Annotated in this window: 6 protein-coding genes; 4 read left to right on the forward strand and 2 right to left on the reverse strand. The window is 35.7% G+C overall.

Annotated elements, in window-relative coordinates:
- Window positions 1–60 precede the first annotated feature (60 nt).
- A complete protein-coding gene (locus AC3WJF_RS03170) occupies window positions 61–1182 on the reverse strand; it encodes an NAD(P)/FAD-dependent oxidoreductase (protein ID WP_492449647.1) in 1122 nt (373 codons plus the stop codon).
- A 248-nt stretch (window positions 1183–1430) separates the two neighbouring features.
- On the opposite strand from AC3WJF_RS03170, the gene AC3WJF_RS03175 reads away from it, so the two are divergent.
- The 4 genes from AC3WJF_RS03175 (at window position 1431) to AC3WJF_RS03190 (ending at window position 6125) form a co-directional block, all read left to right on the forward strand.
- The gene (locus tag AC3WJF_RS03175) at window positions 1431–2636 is read left to right on the forward strand and encodes an MFS transporter (RefSeq protein ID WP_492449648.1); all 1206 of its coding nucleotides are present in this window, start codon (window positions 1431–1433) and stop codon (window positions 2634–2636) included.
- Window positions 2637–2809: 173 nt separating this feature from the next.
- A complete protein-coding gene (locus AC3WJF_RS03180) occupies window positions 2810–3352 on the forward strand; it encodes an ArsR/SmtB family transcription factor (RefSeq protein ID WP_492449649.1) in 543 nt (180 codons plus the stop codon).
- A gap of 17 nt (window positions 3353–3369) precedes the next feature.
- Window positions 3370–4689, forward strand: coding sequence for an MFS transporter (locus AC3WJF_RS03185; RefSeq protein ID WP_492449650.1), 1320 nt, complete (start codon window positions 3370–3372; stop codon window positions 4687–4689).
- A gap of 155 nt (window positions 4690–4844) precedes the next feature.
- Window positions 4845–6125, forward strand: a complete 1281-nt coding sequence (locus tag AC3WJF_RS03190) for an ATP-binding protein (RefSeq protein WP_492449651.1) — start codon at window positions 4845–4847, stop codon at window positions 6123–6125.
- Window positions 6126–6178: 53 nt separating this feature from the next.
- Here AC3WJF_RS03190 and msrA read toward each other — a convergent pair whose 3' ends face one another.
- Window positions 6179–6706 (reverse strand): peptide-methionine (S)-S-oxide reductase MsrA, encoded by a 528-nt coding sequence (gene msrA, locus AC3WJF_RS03195; RefSeq protein WP_492449652.1) that lies wholly within the window; start codon window positions 6704–6706, stop codon window positions 6179–6181.
- Window positions 6707–6810: the final 104 nt, after the last annotated feature.

The following is a 6810-nucleotide window of genomic DNA, read 5'->3' on the forward strand; positions in this document are numbered from 1 at the left end:
TAAATAGAAGCTCATACCCATTCCAAATCTAAAATTAAGTAGGTGGCGGCTCAAACTCAATTACTTAACTTGAACTGCTCCAGCTACATCATATAAACTCAAATCAATTTCTGTTACCTCACCCAATGCATGCTTAGCTAACTGTGAACCAATAAATGGCCCCATAGTTAATCCCGATGCACCGAGACCATTTGCAACAAATATACCTTTGAATCCTGGAAGTTCACCTATAACGGGAAGGAATTCGGGAGTAAATGGCCTAAATCCAACTCTAGTTTCAAGAACGGTACTATTTAATAAACCTGGGGCAATCTCAAGCGCTTTGTTTAATATCTCCTGCATCCCACCAGCTGTAACTCTAGTATCAAATCCAACATCATTTTCATGAGTTGCTCCAATCACAATTCTACCATTATCAAAAGTCAATAAATATTGATCCGTTGGTGGCATCACTACCGGCCAGGTACTTGTATCTTCGTCAGGCAATTCTAGATGAATAATTTGCGCCTTTTGAAAATGCACCTTGAAATTTACACCGATAGCTTCTAATACTTGGTTTCCCCACGCACCAGCAGTAACAATAACGGAATCGCCAAATATTGTTTCATTTTCTACCGTTACACCCAATACTTTATCTACATCAACTAGTAAGTTTGCTTCGCCAAGTATTATCTTTGCCCCGTGTTTTCGAGCAGCATTAAGTAATGCATTCCGCATGGCACGACCATCAACACGAGCGGCTCCGCTTACATGAACTGATCCGTATCCAGCGGCAAGAGGTGGAAATAGTGACTTCGTTTCTTCTGGAGTCAGTACTTTGACTTCTCCAATCTCAGGTGCATCTACTAAACGTTTTAATGCTCGTTTTTCCATCGCTTTTAACTTTTCCTCATCAGCATGAATGCTGATTGCACCAACTCTGGAATATCCTGTATTTATTTCACCATCTTTTTCAAGATCATTAATTAGTGACGTGTAATATTTCGCACCGCCTTTTGCAAGAGCGTACCATGCTTTATTCCTTCGTTGTGATAGCCAAGGACATACTATTCCTGCTGCCGCATCAGTTGCTTGACCAAAATCGTTTCTATCTACAACAATTACTTCGGCATTTGCTTTTGCAAGATGGTAAGCAGTGGAAGCTCCTAAAATACCTGATCCAATGACAATATATTTTTTCATCCATAACATCCTTTTTTACTTAGTCCATGTCCATGATAACAATCAGATACAAGAGAACACAAGCACGGATGTATAAAATGAGCATAACCATTAAAATATAGCACTGAAAGCTACTTGACAGAATAACAGAAGTCTTTATATGTGTCTTTACATATGAATAGTAAAGTGTTATATTTCATGTTGGAAAAAGCAATTTATACATGAATCTTTTATTCATAGAAACTAGTTTATTTTTAAAGGAGTACATTATGGAAAAAAGTTTAGCAGCTTCCCAAAAAAAATTGCTACTCATCTCCGGTACTGGCTGGATGTTTGATGCATTAGATGTGGGAATATTATCATTTGTTATTTTAGCACTTCAAAAGGATTGGAATTTGAATCCTTCACAAATGGGGTGGATTGGCAGTATAAATTCGATTGGAATGGCTGTTGGAGCACTACTGTTTGGAATTCTCGCCGACCGATTTGGACGAAAGTCAATTTTTATGATTACTTTGTTATTCTTTTCTATTGGAAGTGGACTTTCAGCACTTGCCCCAACACTTACCATCTTTCTTATTTTACGTTTTTTCATCGGCATGGGATTAGGCGGAGAGCTTCCTGTTGCGTCTACACTCGTTTCTGAGAGTGTTCGAGCAAAGGACCGTGGTAGGATCGTTGTGCTATTAGAAAGTTTTTGGGCTGGTGGTTGGTTAATTGCAGCACTTATTTCTTATTTTGTAATCCCGAAATTCGGATGGCAAATTGCATTGTTAATTTGTACACTTCCAGCATTTTATGCTTTATATTTACGTTTAAGTTTACCGGATTCGCCACGATTTCAATCAGTAAATAAAGAGAACCAACAATCTTTCCTCAAAAAAATTGAGCAGGTTTGGTCAAAAAAATATGCAAAACGAACATTAATGCTGTGGATTGTTTGGTTTACTGTCGTATTTTCTTATTATGGCATGTTTTTATGGCTGCCAAGTGTGATGGCTTTAAAAGGCTACAGCATGATCAAAAGCTTTGAATATGTATTAATCATGACATTAGCACAGCTTCCTGGATATTTTACTGCCGCTTGGCTAATTGAAAAAGTGGGAAGAAAATTTGTACTTGTAACTTTTTTACTTGGAACAGCTATTTTTGCTTACCTTTTTGGTCATTCCGAGAGCCTAAGCTTGTTAATTGTTACAGGAATGTTCCTCTCCTTTTTTAATTTGGGAGCCTGGGGGGCACTTTACGCTTATTCACCTGAACAGTATCCAACCGTAATTCGTGGGACGGGAACAGGAATGGCAGCTGGTTTTGGCAGAATCGGAGGAATTTTTGGCCCATTATTAGTCGGAAATCTTGTAGCCCAAAAGGTTTCAACCGATTATATCTTCACGATTTTCTGTGTATCTATCATAATCGGTGTCCTTTTTATCCTGTTCCTTGGAAAGGAAACTAAACAAGTTGAGCTAGAATAGTAGGTAATGCTATCTCCAACAGGGGATAGCTCTTTTTTATGTTTTAATAAAAAATCTTTTTATAGAAAATTATAAAATTTCATTGTTTCTTCTGATATTTTTTCATATAATCAATAATAACAAATCGTTCAAATTAATTTGAACGATAAATAATTTTTGAAGGTGACAAATTCATGCAGGAACAATTAGAAGTGTACGAGATTTCGACACTGGAAGAAGCAAAGATATTAACAAACGAATTTAGAATGAAAATTTTTACTGTTTATTTTGATCAAAAGCCTAGAACCGCCAAGCAACTTGCGGATGAGCTAGGTCTTTCACCGTCGAAAGTGCATTACCACATACGAGAACTAGTAAAGGTGGGACTGCTTTTCCTTTATGATACTAAAGAAGTAAATGGAATAATTGAGAAATATTATTTGCCTATTGCTAAGGATGTTCGAATTCTCATTAACAAGCTTGATTCAGATGGGAAGCATGAAATCGTTGATAAAACTTTAAGTGATGTAAAGAAACAAATTCTATACTCATTAGATAAAGAAAAGGATCGTAGTTTATTGCGTACATTGAATTTGCATCTCCATCCAGCAGAGAAAGAGGAATTAGAAAAAGAGTTAAACGACTTAATGGAAAAGTGGGAGAAAAGAATCAAAACAAGAGATCCGAAAGGGGAAAAGCTATACGGAGTACTTGTATCTATGTTTGCGAAATCATGAACAAATGGGGGATATCGGTGGAAGGGAATACAGGGTTTAAAACATTTTTATGGATATGGGGAGGTCAACTCGGTTCCCTTTTAGGTTCTAGCTTGACTTCCTTTGCCTTAGGGGTATATATATTACAAAAAACTGGATCGGTAGCCAATTTTGCTACAACATTGATATGCATGTCCGTTCCAGGGCTTCTTATTGCACCATTTGCAGGTGCAATCGTCGATAAGTGGAATCGTAAAGGAATGATGATTGTTAGTGATTGTTTATCTGGGTGTGCTACATTAGGTATCTGTGCAATTGTATTTTTTTCACAAATACAGTTATGGCATATATATACAGCGGTAATTATGTGGTCCATTGCGGGAGCAATGCAATTCCCAGCTTATCAAGCGATTGTTGCACAAATCGTGGAAAAAAAACACCTCGGACGTGCGAATGGACTCATTCAAATGTCAGATGCAGCTTCTACTATCGTAGCACCGCCAATTGCAGGAATAATCCTACCATTTATACATCTTCAAGGAATTCTTATCATTGACTTTTTTTCATTCTTTTTAGCAATATTTTCATTGCTAATGGTAAAAATACCAAAAATAGCTTTCTCTGCATTATCCAGAAAAAAACAATCCATCATTCTTGATATCAAGGATGGGATTCAGTATTTACGAATGAACAAGGCCTTGTTATGGTTTTTAATGTATTTTTCTATGGCTAATTTCATATTAGGGTTCGAAAACGTTTTACTTCAACCACTTATACTTTCCTTAAGTAATGAAAAAAGTCTTGGATTTGTTATGTCTTGTATCGGTTTAAGTATGGTACTAGGCGGTTTGGTAATGAGCGCATGGGGAGGTCCGAAAAGAAAAACAAGAGGTGTTTTTGGTTTTGGTCTTATTAGCTCTTTATTTTTCACTATGATATGGGCAAGCGATTCAATTCCAGTCATGTGTATATTTATCTTCATATCCTTCTTCTTCCTGCCATTTGGTAATACATGTTCCCAGGTCATTTGGCAGAGCAAGGTTGAACTTCCTATTCAAGGCCGTGTATTTGCATTACGAAGGATGATAGCCATGTCACTAATGCCAATTTCTTTTTCGTTAACTTCTCCACTTTTAGAACATGTATTTACACCAATTATGTCATCTAATGCAATTGGTGGAAAGCTTCTCGGAGGTTGGCTAGGAGTTGGTGAAAATAGTGGCATACGCTTATTTTTAATCATTTTAGGGGTAGCTTGGATTATAACCACTATTCTACTTTCCTATCATAAAGAAATTAAAGAATTGGATGAAGAACACAAATCACCAGAAGAGTCAGTCCTTCCAGCATCGGTTTAAGCTATTTAGTCTACACATTTGTGTAGGCTTTTTATATTTGCTGAACTAACACTAAGCCTTATATAGGCCAATTTATAGCTAATTTGCTTCCACAATAAGAATTATATTACAATTGTTTAAATCATGATAAAAAAGTGGGCAAAGAAGGGGACAAAGTGCGGAAAACGAAAATTTTGCTAATTTTCTTAGCAGCTAGTATTATATGGATATTTCTATCCGAATACATCATGCGATTTTTGGGCTTAAATTTATCCGTAGTATTAATAGTGGAAAGAATTAAAGGTATTATATATATCCTTTTAACTGGCGGATTTATTTATTTTATCCTAATGAAGAAGGAAGAATTTGATATCATTAAGCAAGAAGAAAAAAGATTATCAACTTTAATTAATGCGATGGTTGACTTTGTGACGTTTAAAGACCGCGACGGTCGCTGGTTACAAGCAAATCAATTTTGTTTGCAGCTCTTTGGGCTCGATGATGTCGACTACAAAGGCAAAAAGGATGTTGAGTTAGCCAATTATTCTAATTTTCATCAAGAAACTTTACTCTCAAATATGAAAAGTGATCAGCTTACTTGGAAAAAAAGATCGACTTATAGAACAGAAGAGGTAATACCACTCCCTAATGGAAGCATTAAAACGTTTGATACGATAAGAGTTCCTTTGTTTAACTCTGATGGTAGCAGAAAAGCATTGGTTGTCATTGGAAGAGATGTTACAAAATTAAAGGAAACAGAGGAACAATTAAGAAAAACCGAGAAGTTATCTATTGTAGGAGAACTAGCCGCAAGTGTGGCTCATGAAGTGAGAAATCCGCTCACTTCCATAAAAGGATTTATCCAGCTTTTGAAATCAGAAAACCAAAAAGATCTGGATTATTATAATATCGTCCTTAAAGAGTTAGATCATATCAATGAAATTGTAAGTGAATTACTCGTTTTAGCAAAGCCCCAAGAAATTATCTTCAAAAAATGCAATTTTATCCAAACATTAAATGAAGTAACGTCCTTATTAAAATCAGAAGCAAATATGCTCTCCATACAATTGACACTGGAAATTAATGAACCTATTCCAATGATTAATTGTGATGCCAATCAATTAAAACAGTTATTTATCAATATTATCAAAAATGCGATAGAAGCATCCAAATCAGGAAACAAAGTCGAAATAAAAGTAGCGAAACAAGATAATGAGTATGTATTAATTCAAATTAAGGACAATGGAATCGGAATTTCTGACGAACGTCTCAAAAGAATAGGGGAACCATTTTATTCACACAAAGAAAAGGGAACTGGTTTGGGTTTAACAATATGTTTTAAAATTATTGAAGCACACCGTGGAAAAATTTTGTTCGAAAGTCAGCTTGGCGAAGGTACAACCGTGGATATCATTTTGCCAGTGGAAAGAAAAGATGTCAATAACTATATTATGTAAACAAAAATATAACTTTAAAGGCATGTGACTTTACCACATGCCTTTAATTAATCCTATTCCCAGTTGTTCTTAATAAAGTCGTCACGTCCAGACTTATTTCGGTCCTCTTTGTACTCATTAGGGTTTTTTCTATAGTAATCTTGATGATAATCCTCTGCAGGATAAAATGTAGCAGCAGGAAGAATTTCCGTTACAATTGGTTTCTTAAATTTTCCACTCTCAGCAAGCTTTTGTTTTGATTCTTGCGCAAGTTCTTTCTGGTGATCATTATGGTAAAAAATCGCTGTCCGATATGAATCACCACGATCATGGAACTGCCCGCCTGCATCAGTTGGATCAATTTGTTGCCAATAAATTTCTAATAACTTCTCATATGGAAATATGGAAGGATCAAATGTAATTTGCACTACTTCATAATGTCCACTTGTACCAGTCTTAACATCCTGATATGTAGGATTCTCCAAATGGCCACCAGAATATCCAGAAACGACTTTTTCAATGCCGTCCCATTGATCAAATGGCTTAACCATACACCAAAAGCAACCTCCAGCGAATGTTGCCAACTCGAATTGATTTGTCATGTTGAATTTCCTCCAAAAATAGAAAACTATATTAATTGGATAATAACATTCATTGCAAAAAATGTACAATTAATAAGGACATTAATATTAAGAATTTTCACTAT

This window comes from Heyndrickxia sp. FW510-T9 (assembly GCF_058781025.1).

Bases quoted from the DNA above. Each gene is read 5' to 3' on its own strand.
- AC3WJF_RS03175 (WP_492449648.1), top strand. From the start codon at position 1,431: ATGGAAAAAAGTTTAGCAGCTTCCCAAAAAAAATTGCTACTCATCTCC.
- AC3WJF_RS03170 (WP_492449647.1), bottom strand. From the start codon at position 1,182: ATGAAAAAATATATTGTCATTGGATCAGGTATTTTAGGAGCTTCCACT.
- msrA (WP_492449652.1), bottom strand. From the start codon at position 6,706: ATGACAAATCAATTCGAGTTGGCAACATTCGCTGGAGGTTGCTTTTGG.
- AC3WJF_RS03180 (WP_492449649.1), top strand. From the start codon at position 2,810: ATGCAGGAACAATTAGAAGTGTACGAGATTTCGACACTGGAAGAAGCA.